Here is a 22,122-nt window from a genome sequence, read left to right as displayed (position 1 = left end):
CCGCACCGCTCGACATCGACGAAATCGGTTGTGCGACAACAAATCTGGCGCCTTCGTGATCCGAGACACCTTGCGGTCGTGGCTGACGGAAGAGGCGCAGGTCACTCCCTTCGAGCCTGCAACGACGCTGCCATCCGCTCGATCGCCTCGGTGAGGATGGCGGGGGAGGTGGCGAAGTTGAGCCGGGCATACCCCTCTCCGTCTCCGAAGGGGGGTCCGGGCGTGAGGGCCACCCGTGCGACGTCGCGGAAGTGGGCGGCAGGGTCCGTCCCGAGATCCAGCCGGGCGCAGTCGAGCCACGCGAGATAGGTGGCCTCCACGGGGAGCCAACTGACGTCGGGGAGGTGCTCGGCCAGCAGCTGTGCGAGCAGCGTCCGGTTGGCGTCCAGGTCGTGCACGAGGTCTGCGAGCCAGTCGCGTCCTGCGAGCAGGGCGGCCGTGTGCAGCCGCACCCCCACGTGGCTCGTCGTGTACTCGAGTCCCGGTGGCAGGGCCCGCACGGCGTCGGCCGCCTGCGACCCACCGAAGATGACGGCGGCCTTGGCCCCGGCGAGGTTCCACCCCTTCGCGGGGGAGAAGACCGTCATGCCCGACTGGGCCTCCGGCAGGGAGAGAAGGGGGGTGAAGCTCGCCCCGGGCAGGACGAGCGGGGCGTGGATCTCGTCGCTGACGATCCTGACGCCACGACGCTCGGCCGCGAGGGCGACCTGCGTGAGCTCTTCGCGCGTCGGCACGGTCCCGGTCGGGTTGTGCGGGTTGGACAGCAGCAGCGCTCCCCGGCCGTGCTCGGCGAAGGCGGCGTCGAGCGCTGCGCAGTCGAGGCGACCTGCGGGCGAGAGGGGGACCGGCACCAGACGGCGGCCCAGCTCGTGCACGACCGCATGGAAGGGCGGGTACACGGGGACGGTGATGTACACCGGGTCGTCCGGGCCGGTGAGCGCGGCGAGCCCGGCGCGGACCCCAGCCATGACGTCGGCCACCGGGCGGGCGAGGGAGATCTCGACCTGAGTGCCCCACTCGGCGTAGAGCGCGGCGCCGGCCTCGGTGTACGGGCGGGTTACGGGGTACCCCAGGTCGCCGTCCCGGGCGATGCGGGCCAGCTCGTCCGTCACGGCTGGCGCTGGGACGGCGTCCATCTCCGCGACCCACAGGGGGAGCACGTCGGGGCCGTGGAGCCGCCACTTGATGCTGGTACGGCGGCGCAGAGCCGCCTCGTCGAGGGTGAGGACGCGTCTTTCCATGCCTCCACTCTCGCAGGCCGTGGACCACCTAGGGTGGTGCGTGTGGCCATGAGGTCACGGTGATCCCGACCCTGAAGGAGCGGCGCGTGAGGTCCGAGCTGCCCGAAGACGCCACGCCTTCGGACGCCCGCTCGGCCAACGACCTCGGCGAGGGCGAGGAGGACTACGCGGACGCCCGCGGTGTGGCTCATCCCGCTCCTCGCCCGGACGCCTCCATGACGCTGCTGACCTCGATGCTCGAGCGCCCGCTCGATCCCGGCTACCAGGCCGCGGCCGAGGCCCGCATGGCCCAGGGGAAGCCGCCCAGCACGGGCACCCGACGACTGCGGCTGCTCGTGTGGCTGCTCCTCATCGGCCTGATGATCGGGGTCTGCACCGCCCAGCTCCGCGATCGTGACGGGTCGCGAGCGGCCGTACGCGCGGACCTCATCCGCCAGATCGGTGAGCGGCAGGCCGTCGTCGACGAGCGAGGCGTCACGATCCGTGGGCTGCAGACAGAGATCGATGTCGCCACGGCCCATCTGGACCCTGACCTCGTCGGAACCCAGCGCAAGGTCCTCGAGGACCAGCGCGTGGCCAGTGGACTCGCAGCAGTGAAGGGACCCGGGGTGCGGCTGACGCTGGACGACTCCCCGGGGACGTCGAACAGCGCTGATGGTGACCCGCGCACGGGCCTGTCCGATGAGGGCCGGGTCAAGTCCAGTGACATGCAGGTCGTCACCAACGCCCTGTGGCAGGCCGGCGCCGAAGCCATCACGATCAACGGCCAGCGGCTCACCTCGCGCACCGCGATCCGGTTCGCCGGTGAGGCGATCCTGGTCAACTTCCGTCCCCTCACCCGGCCGTACACCATCGAGGCGATCGGCGATCCCAACGCCATGCAGACGAACTTCGCCGAGGGCCAGGGCGGCTCGTACCTCACCAGCCTGCGCCTGAACTACGGCATCCAGACCTCGTTGACCGCGCAGGACGAGCTCACGCTCCCCAGCGCCGTCAATGTCAGCACGCGGGAGGCCAAGGTCGTCCCGGACGGCCAAGAGCCACCTCGTGTGAAGCCACTGAAGAAGGAGACCTCGTGATCCCCGCCCTGGGACTCGTGGCCGGCATCGTGCTCGGTCTCGTGGTGCAGCCGGACGTACCGGTGTGGCTCCAGCCGTACCTGCCGATCGCGGTGATCGCCGCCCTCGACGCCGTCTTCGGCGCCGTGCGAGCCACTCTCGACGGCATCTTCGACGACAAGGTCTTCGTCGTCAGCTTCCTGTCCAATGTGGTCGTGGCCGCGTTCATCGTCTTCCTGGGCGACCAGCTCGGGGTCGGCTCGCAGCTCTCGACAGGCGTCGTGGTCGTCCTCGGCGTCCGCATCTTCTCCAACGTCGCCTCGATCCGTCGACACCTCTTCAAGGCATGACGGACGCACGCGACCCGGCCCGGCCCGAGGACCTGGAGCCGGAGGACCTGGAGCCCGAGGACCTCGGAGCCGACACGAGCCACACGAGCACGCCGGACGAGGCGCCCGCTCCGGATGCGGCGGAGACGCCTGCCGCTGCGGCCAAGCAGCCGGGACCGAGCCCGTGGCGACGCGTCTACCTCATGGCCCGCCCACGGTTGACGCGGGCCAACGCCTTCGCGCTGCTGCTGGCCGCCCTCCTCGGCTTCGCCATCGCGACCCAGGTGCGCCAGACCCAGTCGCAGGGCCTGGAGGACCTGCGGCAGGACGAGCTGGTGCGCATCCTCGACGACGTGACCCAGAACGGCGTGAGGCTCGACGACGAGATCACCGACCTGCAGTCCACCAAGGACGGCCTGGCCAACAGCGATGCCAGCTCGCCCGAGGCCATCGCGGCAGCCCAGGAGCGGGCCGACACCCTCGGCATCCTGGCGGGCACCGAGCGGGCGACCGGTCCCGGGATCCGGCTACGGATCACCGACACCGACGGCCAGGTCGGCGCGCCCGCCCTGCTCGACGCCGTGCAGGAGCTGCGCGACGCAGGAGCAGAGGCGATGCAGATCGGCGATGTACGAGTCGTGGCCAGCACCTGGTTCCGTGACGCCGATGGCGGCATCGAGGTCGACGGGGTCCAGCTGAAGGCGCCGTACGAGCTCATCGTCATCGGAGACCCCCAGACCATGAGCTCCGCGATGGAGATTCCCGGGGGCGTCTCGGAGTCGGTTCGGAGCAAGGGCGGCAAGGTCGAGATCACCGAGTTCGCGTCGATCAACGTGGAGGCGTTGCATACCGAATCATCGCCTCGTTACGCTCGGCCCGTCCCGGAGCCGACTGACGGCTCGCAGTGAATGGATCGTTGAGGAGACAGATGAGCGACGCCACCTATCCCGAGAACCTTCGGTACACGAGCGATCACGAGTGGGTCAGCGAGGCGGGCGAGGGCATTGTCCGCGTCGGCATCACCCACTACGCCCAGGAGGCTCTCGGCGACGTCGTCTACGTGAGCCTGCCCGCCGTGGGCGACGCCATCGAGCCGGGGGACTCCTGCGGCGAGGTCGAGTCCACCAAGTCGGTCAGTGACCTCTACGCACCGCTCGGAGGCACCATCACCGCTGTCAACGACGCGCTCGAGGCGACTCCCGAGCTGGTCAACTCCGACCCGTACGAGCAGGGCTGGATGTACGAGCTGGAGCTGGCCGACGGGGCTGACACGTCGGCATTGCTCGATGCCACGGCGTACCAGACCGAGATCGGCTGAGACCAGATCACCCCCAGGGCCGGCCCGTTGTCGGGCCGGTCACGTAGGCTTGACCACGGACACCAAGGAGGGAGCGCTGGATGAGCGGCAACGAGACCAACCGACCTGCACGACAGGACCCGGCGACGCAGCAGTTCACGGGGATCGAGAGCAGCCAGCCTGCCGATCTGCCGGACTCGGACTATCACCTGACCCGCGAGGAGCAGGCGACTGTCGATGCCCTGCAGCCGTCGACGGCACTGCTCATCGTGCTGAGGGGCCCCAACACGGGTGCCCGCTTCCTCCTCGATGACGCCGAGGTGACCACTGGGCGCGGGCCCGACAGCGACATCTTCCTCGACGACGTCACCGTCTCCCGCAAGCATGCGGTCTTCTCACGTGAGGACCAGGGCTTCGGCGTGCGCGACGTGGGGTCGCTCAACGGCACCTACGTCAACAAGGAGCGCATCGACCAGTCGACACTGCGCACCGGCGACGAGGTCCAGATCGGCAAGTTCCGGCTCGTCTACTACGCCAGCTCCTCTGCCAGCTGACCTTGGCTGACGATCGCGTCGGCATCGGCGCCCTCATCCGGCAGCTCGAGGGCGACTTCCCGGACGTCACCATCAGCAAGATCCGCTTCCTCGAGAGCGAGGGGCTGGTCGAGCCGGCACGTACGCCGTCGGGGTACCGCAAGTACTCCGACGGCGACGTCGAGCGTCTGCGCTTCGTGCTGACCGCTCAGCGTGACCGCTTCTGGCCGCTCAAGGTGATCCGTGAGCGGCTCGACGCGATGGACCGCGGCCTTGCCGTGGCAGACGATGGCGTGGTCGCCCCACCAGCAGGCCCCGCCGACGAACCCAGTCGACTGTCGCCACGTGCGGCCCGGCCGCTGCGCCTGACCGCGATCGAGCTGCAGCACGCAGCAGACATCGACACGGGCACCTTCCGTGAGCTGATCTCCTACGGCCTGCTGCCCAAGAACCGTGAGCACTTCGATGCCGAAGACCTCGACGTCGCACGGATCTGCGGCTCTCTCGTCACGGCCGGCATCGACGTGCGCCACCTTCGCCCCTTCAAGAGTGCCGCCGAGCGTGAGCTGTCCTTGGCAGATCACGTCCTGGGTCAGCAGACCCTGCGCGGACGAGGTGCGGCCACCGCAGCAGTTGATGACGAGTCGGTTCGACGTGAGGTCCTCGAGGACTGCCTCGACCTTCACATCGCTCTCGTGCGCCGTGTGCTGGGTCCGACGGAGTGAACGCGGGATACGGTAGGAGCGTGAAGTCGCTCGACGTCCTTGGTGTCCGCGTGGAGATGCCCACCTCCCAGCCGATCGTTCTCCTGCGGGAGCGCGACGGAGGTCGGCATGTCCCGATCTGGATCGGCGCGGCGGAGGCGACTGCCATCGCCTACGCGCAGGAGGGGGTCGTACCGCCCCGACCACTGACCCACGACCTGCTCGTGGACGTCATCGCCGCGGTGGGCCGTGAGCTCGTGACCGTGCGGATCGATGCCGTGCTCGAAGGCGTCTTCCACTCCACGCTCGTGCTCGACGACGCGACCGAGATCTCGGCCCGCACCTCCGACGGCGTCGCCCTGGCGCTGCGCACCGGTGCGCAGATCGTCGCCACGGACGAGGTGCTCGACGAGGTCGGCATCGAGTCGTCCGACGAGGAGGAGGACGAGGTCGCCAAGTTCAAGGAGTTCCTCGACGATGTCTCGCCCGAAGATTTCGATGCCCCGGACGAAGGTCCGCCGGCCAGCTGATCGGTTCACCGCGACCTGATCGTTACCGACATGTGCGCGACCGCTCGGCGAGGATGTTTGACGACCCCCTCGGTGCGCCGTAGCGTCGAAGACACACCCGTACGACAATGGTGTGATTCCCATCCGAACCGGCTGGGACCGACGGTGAAGTGGGGAGGGCGCAGTGGACGCCACGAACGACGAGGGTAGGACTCAGTTCCGCACCCAGGGCGTGCTGTTCGACGACGACCTGCCCGAGCTCTCCGAGGACATCGGCTACCGGGGACCTGCTGCCTGCAGCGCGGCCGGCATCACCTATCGACAGCTCGACTACTGGGCCCGCACCGGGCTCGTCCAACCGTCCGTGCGCGGCGCTGCGGGCTCCGGCAGCCAGCGCCTCTACGGGTTCCGCGACATCCTCGTGCTCAAGGTCGTCAAGCGGCTGCTCGACACAGGAGTCTCCCTGCAGCAGATCCGAGTCGCGATCAACCACTTGCGCGAGCGTGGTGTCGAGGACCTGGCCCAGATCACCCTCATGAGTGATGGCGCCAGCGTCTACGAGTGCACCTCCGCCGATGAGGTCATCGACCTCGTCCAGGGCGGGCAGGGTGTCTTCGGCATCGCCGTCGGACGCGTCTGGCGCGAGGTCGAGGGGTCCCTCCTCGAGATCCCCAGCGAGCGGATGGCCCCTGAGGACTCAGCTCCCACGGAGCTGCCGGGCGATGAGCTGTCGGCTCGCCGCCGCGCCAAGCTCGCCTGACGCGCTGACTCGCGTCGGGCGCTGATAGCCTTGAGCCCGCTGCTCACCCCGCGGGGGAGAGTCCTCGCGCATTGCGCGGGGCGCCGAAGGGGCAAATCTCCCCGGAACCTCTCAGGCGCCAGGACCTCGTGGATCAGGCACTTCTGAAGCGTTGATCGTGACAGAAGGGGAGGCTGACTGTGTGTCCACCCACGCCCAAGGGAGCCTCATGAGCGTCTCGTCCCCCCTGTCCGAATTCGTCGGTCGTCACATCGGTCCCCGTGAGGACGATGTCGAGCAGATGCTGACCGCGATCGGGCAACCCGGCCTCGACGCACTGTGCGACGCTGCCGTTCCCGGCGCCATCCGCCAGACCCAGGCCCTCGACATCGAGGCCTCGCCGAGCGAGCTCGCCGTCCTGGAGGAGATGCGGGGCCTGGCGGACAAGAACACTGTCCTGACCTCGATGATCGGACTGGGCTACTACGGCACGATCACCCCGTCGGTCATCCAGCGCAATGTCCTGGAGAACCCGGCCTGGTACACGGCATACACGCCCTACCAGCCGGAGATCAGCCAGGGCCGGCTCGAGGCACTGCTGAACTTCCAGACGATGGTCGCCGACCTCACCGGTCTGCAGACCTCCGGTTCATCACTCCTCGATGAGGGCACGGCCGCCGCCGAGGCGATGACGGTCATGCGCCGCTCGAGCAAGGTGGCCAAGGATGCCGTCCTGCTCCTCGACGCCAATGTCTTCCCGCAGACCCGCGCCGTGGTGCAGACCCGATCGGTGCCCCTCGGACTCGATGTGGTGGTCGCCGACCTCACTGCCGTCACCACGGCAGACGCGCTGCGGTCCGTGGCGGGCGATCGTGAGGTCTTCGGAGTCCTGGTCCAGTACCCCGGCGCGGACGGCGCCATCACGAACTGGCACGCGCTGACCGACGCGGCTCACGAGGCGGGCGCCCTCGTCACTGCTGCCGCTGACCTGCTGGCGCTCACCCTGCTCACCCCGCCGGGGGAGTGGGGCGCCGACGTCGCCATCGGAACCACCCAGCGCTTCGGTGTGCCGATGGCCTTCGGTGGTCCACACGCCGGTTACATGTCGGTGCGCGCGGGTCTCGAGCGGACCCTGCCGGGCCGACTGGTCGGCGTGTCGGTCGATGCGGCCGGTCGTCCGGCCTACCGTCTGGCGCTGCAGACCCGAGAGCAGCACATCCGTCGGGACAAGGCGACGTCCAACATCTGCACGGCTCAGGTTCTCCTGGCCGTCATGGCCTCGATGTACGCGGTGTACCACGGCCCCCAGGGTCTGAAGGCCATCGCCGAGCGCGTGCACGGCACCGCGGTCACCCTCGCCGAGCGTCTCCGTGGCGCTGGCGTCGAGGTCGCCGACGCCCCGTGGTTCGACACGCTGCGCATCACCCTCCCCGGTGGCGCCGACGCGGCCGTGTCCGCTGCGGTGAGCGCGGGGGTCAACATCTGGAAGGCCGACGAGGACACCGTCCTGGTGTCGGTGGACGAGACGACTGACGCGAGTGAGGTCGCTGCCGTCGCGCGGGCCCTCGGCGCCAGCAGCCCTGACTCTGCCGAGCACGAGGCCGGCACGTCTCCCGCGCCGCGCGTCACCCCGGCCTGGCCGGGTGAGCTGCTGCGCACCAGCGAGTACCTCACGCACCCTGTCTTCCACTCCCACCGCAGCGAGACCGCGATGCTGCGGTACCTGCGTCGCCTGTCCGACCGTGACTTCGCGCTCGACCGAGGCATGATCCCGCTGGGCTCCTGCACGATGAAGCTCAACGCCACGACCGAGATGGCGGCGATCACGTGGCCGGAGTTCGCCGGCCTGCACCCCTTCGCCCCCGACGACCAGACGGTCGGTATCCGCGAGCTCGTGGGTCAGCTGAGCACCTGGCTGAGTGAGATCACCGGGTACCACTCCGTCTCCCTGCAGCCCAACGCCGGCTCCCAGGGTGAGCTCGCCGGGCTGCTCGCGATCCGCGCCCACCACGCAGCCCAGGGCCAGGTGCAGCGGCGCGTCTGCCTCATCCCCGCCAGTGCCCACGGCACCAATGCTGCGTCTGCGGTGATGGCAGGGATGAAGGTCGTCGTCGTCAAGACCGCAGAGGGCGGTGACATCGACATGGACGACCTGCGCGCCAAGGTCGAGCAGCACAAGGACGACCTCGCCGCGATCATGGTCACCTACCCCAGCACGCACGGGGTCTTCGAGGACACGATCAGCGACCTGTGCGCCCTCGTGCACGACGCCGGTGGTCAGGTCTACGTCGACGGTGCCAACCTCAACGCGCTGGTCGGTCTCGCCCAGCCGGGCAAGTTCGGCGCCGACGTCAGCCACCTCAACCTGCACAAGACCTTCTGCATCCCGCACGGTGGCGGCGGCCCGGGCGTCGGGCCGGTCGCCGTGCGCGAGCACCTGGCTCCCTATCTGCCGAACCACCCTCTGGCAGCGGCCGCCGGCCCGGCGACGGGAGTCGGGCCGATCAGCGCCGCACCCTACGGATCGGCGGGGATCCTGCCGATCTCCTGGGCCTATGTCCGCCTCATGGGCGGTGCGGGTCTCTCCCGTGCGACGCAGATCGCGGTGCTCAACGCCAACTACATCGCGCACCGGCTGGGCGATCACTACCCGGTCCTCTACGCCGGCCCCGGCGGCATCGTCGCGCACGAGTGCATCATCGACCTGCGCGGCCTCACGAGGGACTCGGGCGTGACCGTCGACGATGTCGCCAAGCGCCTCATCGACTACGGCTTCCACGCCCCGACGATGAGCTTCCCCGTGGCGGGGACGTTCATGGTCGAGCCGACCGAGTCCGAGGACAAGGGCGAGATCGACCGCTTCTGCGATGCGATGATCGCCATCCGTCAGGAGATCGACGAGGTGACGGCCAGCGGCGACGTCGACTCCTCCGTCCTGCGTCATGCCCCGCACACCGCCGCCGAGCTCGCGGGGGAGTGGGCGCACTCCTACGACCGCGCCACGGCCGTCTTCCCGGTCGGCGTGGCGCCAGCCGACAAGTACTGGCCCCCGGTCGCCCGCATCGACGGAGCCTACGGAGACCGCAACCTCGTGTGCTCCTGCCCCTCGCCGGAGGCCTTCGAGGACTGATCATCCAGTCTCAGGGCCTCCCGATTTCGGGGTGACCCGATGAACCGCCCCTTCGCACGAGTTCGAAACTCATGCGAAGGGGCGGTTCTTCTTGCTGAGCGAAGGGGGGCGGGCTCAGGCTGCGTCGGTGGCGGAGTCCGAGGTGCCTTCGACGTGGACCGTCGACCCGTGCTGGCTCTTGTCCACCCGCACTCGCGTGGTGATGCGGGTACGCATCTCTGCCACATGGCTGACGACGCCGACCGTCCTGCCGCCGTCACGCAACCGGTCGAGGACGTCGAGCACCTGCTCGAGGCTGTCCTGGTCAAGGCTGCCGAAGCCCTCGTCGACGAAGAGGGTCCCGAACTCCTGGCCCCCGGACTCCTCACGGATCGCGTCCGCCAGACCGAGGGCCAGTGCGAGCGACGTGGTGAAGGACTCACCGCCCGAGAGGGTGCTCGTGGGGCGCTCTCGCCCGGTCCACAGGTCGCGGACCAGCAGCCCGAGCCCGCCTCGGCGCTGCCCACGCGCCGAGGAGTCGTCATGGGCCAACTCATAGCGCCCGTCGGCCATGACGGTCAGGCGCTCGTTGGCCAGCTCGACGATCCGCTCGAGGCGGGCCGCGAGGACATAGGTCGACAACCGCATCCGCTTGTCGTTGTCGCTGCTCGTGCCGTTGACCAGATCGGCCATCCTGCGGACCACGGCAGCCTCGTCGGCCGCTGGGCCGAGAGTGACGCACTCGCCCCGGATGTGACCGGCGATGCGAGAGAGCTGTCGCTGGGTGGCGGCAGCCGTGGCCTGACGCTGCTTCGCCTCGTCGGCCCGGCTCCGCGCCGACTGGGCCGCTGACGTCAAGGCCTCGACGTCAGGCAGGTCCGTGGCAAGGGCCGTCACGACATCGTCCTCCTCGAGGACGGCCATGGCTGCGCGCAGCCGGCTCTGGTGGTCCTCGACCTGCGTCTGCAGGTCAGCGACATCGCGCGTGGTCCGGGCGGCGGCCAGGACGGAGTCGACGTCGTCGAAGTCGTGGGCACCAAGCGTCGCGCCGAGCAACGCGGACGCCTCATCACGTGTCGCGCTCGCCCGGGTCGCCGCACGGGTGGCACCGGCGAGTCGCTCGACGAGCGCGACGACCTCACGGTGATGACGCATGGCAGCCTTCACGGCTCGGGGCGCCGTGTCGACGGCGTCGTCAGCATCTGGATCGGTCAGCTCGTGCTGGGACGGAGCCTGGTCGTTGGGGTCGACCAGATCGACGCAGGGGCAACCGGCTGCGTGCTCGCCCAGCAGCTCACGGAGACGCTCGAGGGCGCCGACCCGGTGGTCGGCGATCTGCTCGTGGCGGGCGCGCAGGGCGGTGAGTCGCGCCTCGATGCTGCGGACGGCGTCCTGGGCCTGCTCGACGGCAGTGGTCCGTGCGGTCACGAGCCCGGCGACCTCATCGGCTCGCGCCGTCACCCGGGTCAGGTCAGCGTGCTCCTGGGTGAGGGCCGCGCGCTGCACCTCCTCGCGCGCTGCCACTGTCTCGTCGACGTCAGGCGCCGAACCGTCTGGCGCTGCTCCCTCAGGGTCCGTGGCCGTGCGCTGCTCGAGCAGCTGTGCGATCTCAGCACGCACGACATCGAGTCGGGAGGTGGCCTCTGCGCGCACCTGTGCGGCCCGGTCGTGCTGGTGCGCCTGCGCCGTCGCCGCGTGCTCTGCCGCCGTGATCTCCTCTGGTGTGACCACGCGGGCAGCCTGTGCCGGCAGCGGGTGCTCCGTGGAACCGCACACCGCGCAGGCGTCACCGTCGTGCAGCTGGGTGGCGAGCTCACCGGCCATGTTGTCCAGACGGGCAGTGACGAGCTCCTGCACGGCAGCACGCAGGTCCTGGACGTGCTCTCGCAGCGACTGCGCGGCGTCGGTCGCCTCGTGCACCTCGGTGACCGCACGACGCTGCCGGGCGCGTGCCTCGATGATCTGGGTCAGCGTGCGCAGCCGGGGCACCAGCTCGTCCATCCGGGCTCGGGCGCGGTCGATCTCGGACTGCTGCACAGCTGCGGCCCTCACCTGGGCATCCACAGCGATCACGGCCTCCTGAGCGCCCTCGAGGAGCTCGGCCTGCTCGGTGATCTGCTGCGCCACACCAGGGGACTCGGACCTCAGTCGAGTCAGGGCCTCTGCGTCGTGCTGGGCACGGGTGAGCAACACCTCGTGCTCGCGAGCCGTCGCCACCCACTCATCCGTCTCGACCTCACGCAGGGGCTCAGGGAGCGCGTCGAGGATGCGCGCTCGCTCGGCGACGGCAGCAGCTTGGGCTGCCGCCGACCGGGTGTGTGCCTCGATCAGGGGAAGGACCTCGGCCGCGGCACGGGCGCGGTGCAATGTCGCACGTCGCGCCGCGTGCTGGGGCGCCAGCTCGTCGAGTACACCCAGCGCTCGGCGCGCCGCCAGCCCGCGGGTGCGCAGGTCGATGACACGGCGGGCCCGAACCAGCGCCGAGGCGGCCCGGCCATCGGCCTGCTGGGCCTCGTCGACCTCGGTCATCACCTCGGCCGCGTGGGTGTCGAAGACTGCGGTGACGGACTCCAGGGAGAGCACGAGGGGCGCGGGGGAGAGCTCTGACCACTGGAGGTCCGGCTCCGGCAGGTCGACGTCCACCGAGGAGAGCAGCTCGACCAGGTGAGCGACGTGACTGCCCAACCGGGTCCGAGACTCCTTCAGCGAGCTCTCGACCTGCTGCCGACGCTCGACCAGATGACTCTCGACACCGGTGTACTCCGTGATGTCGAAGAGCCGTTCGAGGACCTCACGCCGCTCCTCGTCGGTGGCTCGCAGGAAGGCCGAGAAGTCACCCTGGGGGAGCATCACGACCCGCCGGAACTGGTCCAGCCCCATGCCGAGCAGGTCGTCGAGCAGCTGTGCGCTCTCGTCGATGCGGGTGCTCAGGGTGATCCAGGAGTGCCCGGTGAGCTCCTCGAGCTGGACTCCCGCAGGCTCTGTCGTGGTGCCGGTTCCGCGCTTCTTCGGGCGCTCGTGGGCGGGGCGGCGGCGGATGCGCAGTCGACGTCCGGCCAGGGTCAGCTCGAGCTCGACGATGGTCGGTGCCGACTCCTCGGCATGCTGGCTGCGCAGACTGGTCGACAGGCGGTCCCCGGGGACATTGGCGTACAACGCGAAGCAGATCGCGTCGAGCAGGCTCGTCTTGCCCGCGCCCGTGGCACCGTGGATGAGGAAGAGACCGGAGGAGCTGATCTCCTCGAGGTCGAGGTCGATCGTCCCGGCGAAGGGCCCGAAGGCGGTGGCCGTGAGGCGGTGCAGCCTCATGCCGCACCCCGACGCCTGGTGCGTCCCGCGTCCTCGGAGCGGTCCTGCCGCCGCCGCCCGGCCTCGAGTGCGCTCTGCAGCAGGTCGCGCTCGGCCTCGTCGGCCGCAGCACCGTGCCGCACATCGGTGACGAAGTCGCAGCAGACCTCGAGCGGCTCGCGCCGATCGACACGTGAGGCATAGCTGCGCACCGACTGCACCCGGCCGCTGGGCTCGAATCGCAGCTGGAGCAGGTGCGGGAACCGCTGGCGCAGCCGCCCGAGCGCGCCGATCGGCCGGACGGGGTCGGTCAGGGTGATCTGGACCCAGCTCGCCTCGGCGCCGGCGTGCTCACGGCCGCCGAGGATGTCGTCGAGGTCGCCTCGCAGGACGGCCAGCTCGCGGTGGACCGGAGCGGCGACCTGCTCGGTGTGAGCGCTGCCGTCCACGTCGAGGGTGAACAGCACGGAGCCCTTGGTGTGGCCCGCCTCGCTGAAGGACATCGCCACGGGGGAGCCGCTGTAGCGCACGCTCTCGCTCACCTGCTGAGGGCCGTGCAGGTGACCCAACGCCCCGTAGGCGACTCCGTCGAAGGTGCTCGCCGGGACCATGGCCACGCCACCGGTCGTGATGTCGCGCTCGGAGTCGCTGGTGGCGCCTCCGCTGGCGAAGCAGTGAGCCATCGCCACCGTGCGCGGACCCCGTCCTGCCGCGTCCGTGCGGACGCGGTCCATGGCCGCGGCGAGGACAGCCGTGTGGGAGCGCTCGGTGACGCCCAGGGCATCGGTGACCGAGCTCGCAGCCGGCTCGAGGTAGGGGATGGGATAGATCGCGGTGTCGTCGACGAGCACCGGCTGACCGATGCTCCGGGCGTCCGACCGAATGTGCAGCCCCGCCCGCGAGAGCAGGTCCGAGGCGAAACCCAGTCGGATCGCTGAGTCGTGGTTGCCGCTGGAGAGGATGACCTGCGCTCCGGCGTCGATGAGTCGGGTTGCGGCCTCGGAGAGCAGCCGTACCGCGTCGGGCGCCGGCAGCGCACGGTCGTAGACGTCACCGGAGACGAGGACGGCGTCGACCCCCTCGCTGCGGACGGTCTCGACGAGATGATCCACGTACTGCGCCTGCGCACCGAGCAGCCCCACCCCGTGGAAGGAGCGGCCCAGGTGCCAGTCGGAGGTGTGGATCAACTTCATGAGCCCCACGCTATGAGTGAGCACCGACAACCCGCCGGTGCGACACCCCCTTCGCCCGACGAAGGGGGTGGGACGGCCCCCTGCGCCGCCCCACCCCCGGTCCGGGCCCGCCTACTCCACGGCGAGGGCCTGCGCCGGCGAGACCCTGGCGGCCCTGCGCGCAGGCAGCACGGACGCGAGGAGCCCGGCGATGATCGCGACGAGCGCCACGGCCGTCAGCTGTCCCCACGGCAGCGTCGGTGAGACCGTCATGTGCTCCCCGAAGAGGCTGCGTACCCCAGCCAGGCCGTAGGCGACACCGAGCGCTGTACCGAGGACGACGCCGACGAGGGACAGCAGCACCGCTTCGATGGCGAGCATCGCGCGCAGCTGGCCCCGGGTGAGGCCCAGCGCGCGCAGGAGCGCCGACTCCCGGGTGCGCTCGATGACGCTCAGCGAGAGCGTGTTGGCGATCCCCACGACGGCGATGACCACCGAGATCGCGAGCAGTGCGAGGACGACCGCGAGGGCGATGTCGAGGGCTTGCATGTTGGCTGCCCTCACGGGAGCTGCTCCACCCACCTGCCCTTCGTCGATCCCGGCAGCCAGCTCGGTCACGCCGTCGAGCGTTGCGGTGGCGTCGGCACCGTCGGCGACCCTCGCGAAGAGTGCCGTCGTCGCCGGCTGACGGTCGACCTCCGCGAGGGTCGCGGCAGTCACGAGCCAGCCCGTGTCGAAGCCGCCCTCGACCTGCGCTCGGACCCGGGTGCGACCGTCTGGCCCCTGCAGGATGACCTCGTCACCGGTGTGGATCCCGGCGGAGCCGGCAGCCTCGTCAGAGACGACCACCGTCCCGTCAGGGACCGTGGGCATCGCGGCGGGGTCGCGGACGACGTCGCGCAGCCCGTCGCTCACCGCGGTGAGCATCGGCCGGGCCGACGAGGCGCCCCAGCTCGCGCTCACGCTCGACCCGGTCAGCGTGGTGGTGGCGGCGACTCCTTCGGTGGAGCGGATGGCCGCGGCCGTGGCATCGGGGATGCTCGTGCCCGCGACCACGACATCGACCGGGTACTGCGCGTTGATGAAGTCGGTGAGGGCCGTGCGCGTCGTCGCGGCACCGACCGCCGTCATCGTCACGAGCGTGACTCCGACGAGCAGGGCCGAGGCGGTGGCCGCGGCCCGCGCCGGGTTGCGCACCGCGTTGTCGATCGCCAACCGGCCCGCCGGACCGAAGGGTCGTGCGGCGAAGAGCCCGACGGCACGGGCGGCCCAGGGCACGAGGACGCTGCCGGCCATGATCACCCCGGTGAAGGAGACGAGTCCGCCGACGACGCCGACCGCAACCGAGGGAAGGGAGCCGGAGAGCACGAGCGCGGCTGCACCGGCGGCGATGAGGACGAGACCGAGAGCGATCCGCAGGCGACCGCCGCGACTACGGCCCGTGATCGCGGCATCCGGTCGCAGTGCGGCGAGCGGCGCCACCCGTGAGGACCTGACCACCGGACGCAGCGCGGCGACGAGCACGACGACCACCCCGACGACGAGGGGCACGATGACGGCGCGGACAGGCACGGTGAAGACGAGGTCGGGCAGGGCGTCCCCGGCCAGCGAGGCGCCAGCCCTCGTGAGTCCCCAGGCCATGGCGATGCCGACCAGCACCCCCATCACGGAGAAGACGACACCCACCACGAGCGACTCTGCGAGAGCAGAGCGGATGACCTGCCCGCGGGTCGCGCCCACGGCTCGCAGCATGGCTGTCTCCCTGGCGCGGCGGGCCAGCAGGATCGCGAAGGTGTTGGCGATGACGATGGCGGAGACGAAGAGCGCGATGACCGCGAAGGCGAGGAAGAAGACCGCGAGGAAGTCGGTGCCGCCGGTGAACTCGGTGACCGTGTTGTCCGCGTGCTCAGTAGCGGTCAGGACGGTGACGTCCGCTCCCTTCGTCTCGAGGGCGGAGCGGATGGCGGCGGTGGTGGCCGCCTCATCAGTGGCGGCCACGACGGCGATCTCTTCCCACCCCTTCGCGCCGGTGAACCCCGTGACGCCCTCCGGTGTGGCGAAGACCGCGGGTGTGCCGCCGCCGTAGCGCGGGTCGTCGGCGACGTCGACGATCCCGACGACCGTGGCCCGGACGGGTTCAGCGGACTCACCAGAAGCGGCGGTCACAGGAACGGTGTCGCCCACCTCGAGCTGACTGCCCGCGGCCACGGTCCTGGACAGGGCGATCTCGGTCGGTGCACGCGGTGCGCGGCCCTCGAGCACGGGGTGCGAAGTGATGGCCGACTCGGTCGTGATCATCGCGTAGGACTCGCCCGTGGCGGTGCGCAGGAGCCCGGCGCCAGTGCGGACAGGGTCCACTGCGGTGACTCCCTTGACCGCAGCGACCTGGTCGGCCACCCCCGACGGGATCTCCGTGTCCGTTGCCTCAGCGACGACGACGGACTGGTAGGGCTCGTACTGCCCGGCCACGGCCTGCCGGATCGAGGAGCTCATCGTGCCGGTGAGCACGAGTGTGGCGGCGATGAAGGCGATGCCGAGCACGACCGCGAGGCCGGGTGCGAGGTACTGCCGCGACTGGTGGCGCAGCGATGCGAGAGAGAGGGAGAGCACCGTTAGTCACCCAGACCCTTCATGGCTGCCAGGACGGAGTCCTCGGTCGGGTCGAGCAGCTCGCCGGCGAGCCGGCCGTCAGCCAGCAGCAGGACCCGATCGGCGTAGGACGCGGCCCGCGGGTCGTGGGTGACCATGACGATCGTCTGGCCGAGCTCGCGAACGCTGCTGCGCAGGAAGGCCAGCATCTGCGTCGAGGAGCGGGAGTCCAGCGCTCCGGTCGGTTCGTCGGCGAAGAGCACGTCCGGGGCGGTGATCAGCGCGCGGGCGACGGCGACCCGTTGCTGCTGGCCGCCGGAGAGCTCGCTCGGGCGGTGACTCAGCCGGTCGTCGATCCCCAGGATCCCGGTGATGTGGGCGAGTCGCTCGGCATCGACCGAGCGCCCGGCGAGGGTGAGCGGGAGGACGATGTTCTGCCGCGCAGTGAGCATCGGCAGCAGGTTGAAGGACTGGAAGACGAAGCCGATCCGCTCCCGTCTCAGGAGCGTGAGCGCCTTGTCTGACAACCGGGTCAGGTCGGTGTCACCGACGAGGACCTGGCCGCTCGTGGGTGTCTCGAGACCGGCGAGGCAGTGCATGAGGGTCGACTTGCCGGACCCGGAGGGACCCATGATCGCGGTGAAGCGCCCTGACTCGATGCTCACGTCGACCGCGTCGAGGGCGGTGACGCCGGCTCCCTTCGCACCAAACGTCTTGGTCAGGCCCGATGTCCGTGCGGCGATGGCACCGGGTGGCGTGGTCGCCGGGTGTGTGTGCTGGGTCGTTGTCGTCATACCCACCACCTTCGTCGCGAAGGGGGGTGCCGCACATCGGTCCCCGGTCTGGTTGTGCAGGCCTGGGAGAGAGGCGACTACGACCGTGGTCGTACGTCCACGAGACCGCTCTCGTAGGCGAGCAGCACCATCTGGACGCGGTCGCGCAGCTGGGCCTTGGACAGGATCCGACCGATGTGGGTCTTGACCGTCGCCTCGGCGAGGAAGAGCTCGGCAGCGATCTCGCCGTTGGTCAGGCCCTGGGCGACTGCGACGAGGACCTCGATCTCGCGCGCCGTGAGGTCGGCGAGGCGAGGGTCCGTGGCCGGGTCGAGAGCGGGCGAAGGGGGAGTCCCCAGCCGGTCGGAGAAGTGCTCGATGAGCCGTCGGGTCGTGCTCGGGGCGATCACCGAGTCCCCACCGTGCACCGCCCGGATCGCGCTGAGCAGCTCCTCGGGCCCCGCGTCCTTGAGCATGAAGCCGGACGCGCCGGCCCGCAGTGCCGCGTGCGCGTACTCGTCGAGGTCGAAGGTCGTGAGCACGATGACCCGCGGGGGGTCGGGCTGCGCGCACAGTCGCTCTGTGGCGGCGACACCGTCCATGCGCGGCATCCGGATGTCCATGAGCACGACATCGGCAGGGGTCCTCGAGAGCAGGTCCAGGGCAGCGACCCCGTCGCCCGCCTCGCCGACCACCTCCATGTCGGCCTGTGCGTCCAGGACCATCCGGAACCCCGCGCGCACCAAGGCCTGGTCGTCGACGAGTGCCAGACGGATCGGGTCGCTCATCGGGTGTCCTCAGGGTCGAAGGGGAGGTGGGCAGCAACGACGTAGCCACCACCGGTCGCCGGGCCGGCCGTCATCGTCCCACCCACGCTGACAGCTCGTTCGCGCATCCCGATCAGGCCGTGTCCGTTGCCGTCGTCGCTCGCTGCCGCACCCCGGCCGTCGTCGCGGACCTCCACCCGCAGGCCGCGGGCGGACTCGACGAGGACACGCACCCGGGCACCGGGACCAGCGTGTTTGATGACATTGGTCAGCGACTCCTGGACGATCCGGTACGCAGCCAGCCCGGTTTCCCGGGGCACCGTCGCCAGGTCGACATCCTGCTCCAGGACGACGTCGATCCCTGATGCCGCAACGCGGTCCACCAGCTCGGCCAGATCACCCAGGCTCTCGGTGGGGGTGTACACGAGGCCGGTGGGGTCACCCCCTTCGTCCTCCGCGGTACGCAGCACCCCGACCAGCCGACGTGTCTCCGACAGCGCCTCACGCGCGGTGGTCCCGATCGTCGTGAGCGCCCGGCGAGCCTGCTCCCGGTCGAAGTCCGCCGAGTGCGCTGCGGCGTAGGCGGCCCCGTCGGCCTGCACGACGACGACGCTCAGCGAGTGGGCGACGATGTCGTGCATCTCCCGGGCGATGCGGGTCCGCTCGTCCTGCGCTGCCAGTCGTGCACGCTGGTCACGGTCGCGACGCAGGGCATCGTTCTGCTCGCGCAGGCGAGAGACCAGCTCCCGACGCTTGCGCGTGAGGTCGCCCCACAGCCAGCACACGAGGGCCAGCCCGCTGTAGAAGGTGGCGAGCAGCACGTGGCCCGACACGCTGGTCTGGCCGTAGCTGACCCAGTCCCAGCTCGCGAGGGCACCGCCCAGAGCCGCGGCCAGGAGAGCCACCTGCCGCACCGGGCGGCGCCGCGAGTACGCGGCGACCGCGTAGGCGGACAGCAGCACCGAGATGTTGGAGGGCATCGGGGCATCCGTCAGCACCAGTTGGGCGACGTGCGCCACGGCGATGATGCCGAAGGAGACGTCGGGCCGGGTGCGTCGCCAGGTGAGCGGCAGGGTGTGCGCCGAGGCGATGACGAGGAGGGTGAGCAGCCCCGGATCACTGTCCGGCAGCCCGGAGTAGGAGACGCCGAAGAGCGCACCCGTCATGAGCCAGATGACTCCGGCGAGGAGCAGGTCGACGAGGGCCCGGTGCGCACGGAACCACGCCGGGACCGCGTCGCGCGGACCCCGACGCGCCTCGCTGGCCTCGGGTGTCACCCGGCGAGCGTAGGCATGACGGAGGGGACCGCGCATCCGACCATGGTCTGATCCTCGCCACAGGGGCGACCCGTGGGTAGATTCATCACAGTCGCTCGGCGGAGAGGTGGAGTCATGGGTAAGGAAGTCACTGCGCAGAGCTACTCGCGTGAGGAGCGCCAGCGCTACCGCGAGAAGGTACGGCAGAACCTCGACGTCTTCGAACGGATGCTCGCCGAGCGTGCCTTCGACGACGAGGTGCCGCTCACCGGCATCGAGATCGAGCTCAACCTCGTCGACGAGGACCAGCAGCCCGCCTTCGTCAACGACGAGGTGCTCGAGGCCATCGCCGACCCCGATTACCAGACCGAGCTCGCGCAGTTCAACATCGAGCTCAACGTGGCACCGCGTCCGTTGCCGGGTGACTCCGCACTCGAGCTCGAGGAGAGCCTGCGCACCTCCCTCAACCGAGCTGAGGGCAAGGCGCGGGAGGCCGGCGCGAGCATCCTGCAGGTCGGGATCCTGCCGACGATCCGGCCCGAGCACTTCCAGGGCGAGTGGATCAGTGCCAACAACCGGTACACCGCGCTCAACGACTCGATCTTCGTCGCCCGCGGCGAGGACATCGTCATCGACATCGAGGGGCCGACGGGGGAGCGGCTGCACACCTTCGCCGACTCGATCGCGCCCGAGTCGGCCTGCACCTCCGTCCAGCTCCACCTCCAGGTCGGGCCCGGTCAGTTCGCCGACCACTGGAACGCCGCCCAGGTGATCTCGGCACCCCAGATCGCGCTCGCCGCCAACTCACCCTTCTTCTTCGGACGGCGCCTGCATGCCGAGACCAGGATCGCGCTCTTCAGCCAGGCCACGGACACCCGCCCGATCGAGCTGAAGAACCAGGGGGTCAGGCCGCGGGTCTTCTTCGGCGAGCGGTGGATCACCTCCATCTTCGACCTCTTCGAGGAAAATGTGCGCTACTTCCCCGCACTCCTGGCGGAGGCCACCGAAGAGGACCCCGTCGCGGTGCTCGACGCCGGTGGGACCCCGGAGCTGGGGGAGCTCAACCTGCACAACGGCACGGTCTACCGGTGGAACCGACCGATCTACGACCCGGGCGACGGCCGCCCTCACGTCCGCGTCGAGAATCGCGTGCTGCCGGCCGGCCCGACAATCATCGACACCCTCGCCAATGCGGCCTTCTACTACGGCACGGTGCGCATGCTCGCCAGCGAGGACCGGCCCATCTGGACGCAGATGTCCTTCCCCGCTGCGCAGGCCAACTTCGAGGCGGCGGCCCGCGACGGGATCAACGCCCGCCTGTACTGGCCGGGCCTGGGTGAGCTGGGCGCCGACGAGCTGGTGGTCAGGCACCTGCTGCCGATGGCCAGGCGTGGCCTCGAGGACTGGGGCGTGTCCGACACCGTGATCACGCGCTACCTCGACGTCATCGAGGGCCGCTGCACCACCGGCGTCAACGGAGCCGTGTGGCAGACGGAGTGCGTGCGACGGCTCGAGGACGGGGGCCTCGAACGGGCCGGTGCCCTGGCCGAGATGACCAGGCTCTACTCCGAGCACATGCACAGCAACGACCCGGTGCACACGTGGCCGCTGCCCTGAGGTGGGTCAGCAGTTCCAGCTGACGATGCACGGGTCCTCGCGGTGGTGGCCCAGCACCGACAACCGAGCCGGGTCGAGGGTGAGCTGCGCCGCCAGTCGCGGTGAGGTGCGCAACCACACCGTCGCCAGGATGCGAGAGGTGTGCCCGTGCCCGACGAGCACGACGTCCCCGCGCTCCAGGTGAGGCCGTGCGCGCACCAGCACGCGAGATGCCCTCGCGGCGACCTCCTCCACGGTCTCGCCGGGAGTGGCCCCCGGCACGACACCGTCGCGGAAGACATCCCAGTCGGTGCCGCTCTCCTGACGGATCTCGGCGGTGGAGCGGCCTTCGTACCCGCCGTAGTCCCACTCGCGCAGGTCAGGGTCGACCTGTGCGGCAAGTCCGGCGATCTCGGCGGTGACCCGGGCGCGCTGCAGGTCCGAGGAGAGCACCAGCACGGGGTCTGTCGTCAGCTCGGTCAACCGCTGCCCGCTGGCCCGTGCCTGGGAGCGACCGATCTCGGTGAGCGGTACGTCCGTGGTGCCGGTGTGACGCCCCTCCCGGCTCCACTGCGTCTCCCCGTGGCGTAGGAGGATGAGGCGGCCGGGTGAGGTGTCGGACATGCGCTCAGGCTAGTCGGCCGAGTCTGCGAGGATCGGACCGACAGATCGGGACGCGGACCGGACCCAGCAGGTGGAGGCAGACATGACGAGTGACGAGACGACGGGCGGATCGGGCCCGGGGCACCGCAGCGTGGAGCTGACGCGGTTGGCCCTCGGACGCTACGAGCTGCACAACGCCCGTGGTGGCACGATCACCATCGGCGACGGCTCGACCGACGACTTCACCCCGGTGGAGCTCCTCCTCGCCGCCCTCGCAGGGTGCAGCTCCGTCGACGTGGACCACATCACCTCACGTCGGGCCGAGCCGGACTCCTTCGTCGTCGTCGCCCAGGGGGACAAGGCCTCGACGCCGCAGGACGGCAACCACATGACCGATCTCGAGCTGACCTTCCGGATCGGTTTCCCCGAGGGCGAAGGGGGTGACGCCGCCCGCGCGGCCTTCCCCCGGTCGGTGGCCCAGTCCCGCGACCGCCTGTGCACCGTCTCTCGGACGGTCCAGATCGGCACGCCCGTCGAGATGTCGGCAGAGGACGCCTGA

19 protein-coding genes and 1 riboswitch are annotated in these 22,122 nt (G+C 70.1%); of the genes, 11 read left to right on the top strand and 8 right to left on the bottom strand.

Annotated features, from left to right (window positions below):
* Window positions 1-101: 101 nt before the first annotated feature.
* The gene (locus tag ASG73_RS12000) at window positions 102-1,241 is read right to left on the bottom strand and encodes a MalY/PatB family protein (RefSeq protein WP_055995333.1); all 1,140 of its coding nucleotides are present in this window, start codon (window positions 1,239-1,241) and stop codon (window positions 102-104) included.
* 86 nt (window positions 1,242-1,327) lie between these two features.
* Here ASG73_RS12000 and ASG73_RS11995 point away from each other — a divergent pair, with 86 nt between their 5' ends.
* From ASG73_RS11995 to gcvP, 9 genes are all read left to right on the top strand, one after another.
* Window positions 1,328-2,320: a DUF881 domain-containing protein gene (locus ASG73_RS11995; protein ID WP_156466271.1), complete on the top strand. Its 993-nt coding sequence runs from the start codon at window positions 1,328-1,330 to the stop codon at window positions 2,318-2,320.
* Window positions 2,317-2,649 (top strand): small basic family protein, encoded by a 333-nt coding sequence (locus ASG73_RS11990; RefSeq protein ID WP_055995328.1) that lies wholly within the window; start codon window positions 2,317-2,319, stop codon window positions 2,647-2,649. Before ASG73_RS11995 ends, ASG73_RS11990 begins: the two co-directional genes overlap by 4 nt.
* Window positions 2,646-3,536 (top strand): DUF881 domain-containing protein, encoded by an 891-nt coding sequence (locus tag ASG73_RS11985; protein ID WP_055995325.1) that lies wholly within the window; start codon window positions 2,646-2,648, stop codon window positions 3,534-3,536. The genes ASG73_RS11990 and ASG73_RS11985 overlap by 4 nt, the downstream gene beginning before the upstream one ends.
* 20 nt (window positions 3,537-3,556) lie before the next feature.
* Entirely contained in the window at window positions 3,557-3,946 is a 390-nt protein-coding gene (gene gcvH / locus ASG73_RS11980) for a glycine cleavage system protein GcvH (RefSeq protein ID WP_055995322.1), read from the top strand.
* A gap of 80 nt (window positions 3,947-4,026) precedes the next feature.
* Window positions 4,027-4,479, top strand: coding sequence for an FHA domain-containing protein (locus tag ASG73_RS11975; RefSeq protein ID WP_055995319.1), 453 nt, complete (start codon window positions 4,027-4,029; stop codon window positions 4,477-4,479).
* Window positions 4,480-4,481: 2 nt separating this feature from the next.
* Window positions 4,482-5,183 carry a transcriptional regulator FtsR gene (ftsR, locus tag ASG73_RS11970; RefSeq protein WP_235499443.1) on the top strand — a complete coding sequence of 234 codons (702 nt, stop codon included), beginning with the start codon at window positions 4,482-4,484 and terminating at the stop codon, window positions 5,181-5,183.
* Window positions 5,184-5,203: 20 nt separating this feature from the next.
* Window positions 5,204-5,692: a bifunctional nuclease family protein gene (locus tag ASG73_RS11965; RefSeq protein WP_082567206.1), complete on the top strand. Its 489-nt coding sequence runs from the start codon at window positions 5,204-5,206 to the stop codon at window positions 5,690-5,692.
* A 163-nt stretch (window positions 5,693-5,855) separates the two neighbouring features.
* The gene (locus ASG73_RS11960; protein ID WP_055995313.1) at window positions 5,856-6,431 is read left to right on the top strand and encodes a MerR family transcriptional regulator; all 576 of its coding nucleotides are present in this window, start codon (window positions 5,856-5,858) and stop codon (window positions 6,429-6,431) included.
* Window positions 6,432-6,474: 43 nt separating this feature from the next.
* Window positions 6,475-6,568, top strand: a riboswitch (glycine riboswitch).
* 71 nt (window positions 6,569-6,639) lie between these two features.
* Window positions 6,640-9,540, top strand: a complete 2,901-nt coding sequence (gcvP, locus tag ASG73_RS11955; protein WP_055995310.1) for an aminomethyl-transferring glycine dehydrogenase — start codon at window positions 6,640-6,642, stop codon at window positions 9,538-9,540.
* Between the two features lie 114 nt (window positions 9,541-9,654).
* Here the strand turns inward: gcvP and ASG73_RS11950 are convergent, their stop codons facing one another.
* From ASG73_RS11950 to ASG73_RS11925, 6 genes are all read right to left on the bottom strand, one after another.
* A complete protein-coding gene (locus ASG73_RS11950; RefSeq protein ID WP_055995307.1) occupies window positions 9,655-12,828 on the bottom strand; it encodes an AAA family ATPase in 3,174 nt (1,057 codons plus the stop codon).
* Window positions 12,825-14,000 (bottom strand): exonuclease SbcCD subunit D, encoded by a 1,176-nt coding sequence (locus ASG73_RS11945; protein WP_055995304.1) that lies wholly within the window; start codon window positions 13,998-14,000, stop codon window positions 12,825-12,827. Before ASG73_RS11945 ends, ASG73_RS11950 begins: the two co-directional genes overlap by 4 nt.
* A 111-nt stretch (window positions 14,001-14,111) precedes the next feature.
* Complete coding sequence (locus tag ASG73_RS11940; protein ID WP_055995301.1) at window positions 14,112-16,589, bottom strand: ABC transporter permease; 2,478 nt, start codon at window positions 16,587-16,589, stop codon at window positions 14,112-14,114.
* A gap of 2 nt (window positions 16,590-16,591) precedes the next feature.
* Window positions 16,592-17,362 (bottom strand): ABC transporter ATP-binding protein, encoded by a 771-nt coding sequence (locus ASG73_RS11935; protein WP_055995298.1) that lies wholly within the window; start codon window positions 17,360-17,362, stop codon window positions 16,592-16,594.
* A gap of 77 nt (window positions 17,363-17,439) precedes the next feature.
* Window positions 17,440-18,129 (bottom strand): response regulator transcription factor, encoded by a 690-nt coding sequence (locus ASG73_RS11930; protein WP_055995295.1) that lies wholly within the window; start codon window positions 18,127-18,129, stop codon window positions 17,440-17,442.
* Window positions 18,126-19,385: a sensor histidine kinase gene (locus tag ASG73_RS11925; protein ID WP_162253984.1), complete on the bottom strand. Its 1,260-nt coding sequence runs from the start codon at window positions 19,383-19,385 to the stop codon at window positions 18,126-18,128. The genes ASG73_RS11930 and ASG73_RS11925 overlap by 4 nt, the downstream gene beginning before the upstream one ends.
* Before the next feature lie 114 nt (window positions 19,386-19,499).
* On the opposite strand from ASG73_RS11925, the gene ASG73_RS11920 reads away from it, so the two are divergent.
* Window positions 19,500-20,981 carry a hypothetical protein gene (locus ASG73_RS11920; protein WP_055995289.1) on the top strand — a complete coding sequence of 494 codons (1,482 nt, stop codon included), beginning with the start codon at window positions 19,500-19,502 and terminating at the stop codon, window positions 20,979-20,981.
* 6 nt (window positions 20,982-20,987) lie between these two features.
* Here ASG73_RS11920 and ASG73_RS11915 read toward each other — a convergent pair whose 3' ends face one another.
* On the bottom strand, window positions 20,988-21,584 hold the full coding sequence (locus ASG73_RS11915; RefSeq protein ID WP_055995286.1) for a histidine phosphatase family protein: 597 nt from the start codon (window positions 21,582-21,584) through the stop codon (window positions 20,988-20,990).
* Window positions 21,585-21,666: 82 nt separating this feature from the next.
* Here ASG73_RS11915 and ASG73_RS11910 point away from each other — a divergent pair, with 82 nt between their 5' ends.
* Entirely contained in the window at window positions 21,667-22,122 is a 456-nt protein-coding gene (locus ASG73_RS11910; protein ID WP_055995283.1) for an OsmC family protein, read from the top strand.

The organism is Janibacter sp. Soil728, from assembly GCF_001428305.1.
Lineage (GTDB): Bacteria > Actinomycetota > Actinomycetes > Actinomycetales > Dermatophilaceae > Janibacter.
The sequence above is the reverse complement of the archived record's forward strand: the minus strand, read 5'-3'. Positions and strand labels throughout refer to the sequence as shown.

Coding starts and splice junctions, on each gene's coding strand:
- ASG73_RS12000 (WP_055995333.1), bottom strand. CDS start 1,241: ATGGAAAGACGCGTCCTCACCCTCGACGAGGCGGCTCTGCGCCGCCGT.
- ASG73_RS11985 (WP_055995325.1), top strand. CDS start 2,646: ATGACGGACGCACGCGACCCGGCCCGGCCCGAGGACCTGGAGCCGGAG.
- gcvH (WP_055995322.1), top strand. CDS start 3,557: ATGAGCGACGCCACCTATCCCGAGAACCTTCGGTACACGAGCGATCAC.
- ASG73_RS11975 (WP_055995319.1), top strand. CDS start 4,027: ATGAGCGGCAACGAGACCAACCGACCTGCACGACAGGACCCGGCGACG.
- gcvP (WP_055995310.1), top strand. CDS start 6,640: ATGAGCGTCTCGTCCCCCCTGTCCGAATTCGTCGGTCGTCACATCGGT.
- ASG73_RS11950 (WP_055995307.1), bottom strand. CDS start 12,828: ATGAGGCTGCACCGCCTCACGGCCACCGCCTTCGGGCCCTTCGCCGGG.
- ASG73_RS11945 (WP_055995304.1), bottom strand. CDS start 14,000: ATGAAGTTGATCCACACCTCCGACTGGCACCTGGGCCGCTCCTTCCAC.
- ASG73_RS11935 (WP_055995298.1), bottom strand. CDS start 17,362: ATGACGACAACGACCCAGCACACACACCCGGCGACCACGCCACCCGGT.
- ASG73_RS11930 (WP_055995295.1), bottom strand. CDS start 18,129: ATGAGCGACCCGATCCGTCTGGCACTCGTCGACGACCAGGCCTTGGTG.
- ASG73_RS11920 (WP_055995289.1), top strand. CDS start 19,500: ATGGGTAAGGAAGTCACTGCGCAGAGCTACTCGCGTGAGGAGCGCCAG.
- ASG73_RS11915 (WP_055995286.1), bottom strand. CDS start 21,584: ATGTCCGACACCTCACCCGGCCGCCTCATCCTCCTACGCCACGGGGAG.
- ASG73_RS11910 (WP_055995283.1), top strand. CDS start 21,667: ATGACGAGTGACGAGACGACGGGCGGATCGGGCCCGGGGCACCGCAGC.